General features: G+C 59.9%; 1 protein-coding gene. It reads right to left on the minus strand.

What is annotated here, in order from left to right:
* Nucleotides 1-23: 23 nt before the first annotated feature.
* Nucleotides 24-469 (minus strand): isocitrate/isopropylmalate family dehydrogenase (locus A3730_RS03870; protein ID WP_255364171.1); only part of this gene is annotated, 446 nt, incomplete at its 5' end.

Genomic DNA, 469 nt, shown 5'->3' on the forward strand with positions numbered 1-469 from the left:
AGCTATTGAGCCCGTCGGGCGCCTCAGGCGCCCATATGCTCAATCACCGCATTCCCAAACTCTGAGCAGGTCAACAGTGTCGCGTCCGGCATCAGTCGCTCGAAGTCGTAGGTCACCGTTTTCGCTGCAATCGCGCCTTCCACGCCGTTGATGATCCGATCAGCCGCATCGCTCCACCCCATGTGGCGCAGCATCATTTCCGCAGACAGGATCAGTGAACCAGGGTTGACCTTGTCCTGCCCGGCGTACTTGGGCGCGGTGCCATGGGTGGCCTCGAACAGCGACACGGAACCACCAATATTGGCCCCCGGCGCAATACCAATCCCGCCGACTTCCGCTGCCAGCGCATCGGAAATGTAGTCGCCGTTCAGATTCAGGGTGGCAATCACGCTGTAATCCGCCGGGCGCATCAGGATCTGCTGCAGGAACGCATCGGCGATCACATCCTTGATGATGATTTCCTTGCCGG

The sequence above is a fragment of the Alcanivorax sp. HI0044 genome, assembly GCF_001634945.1.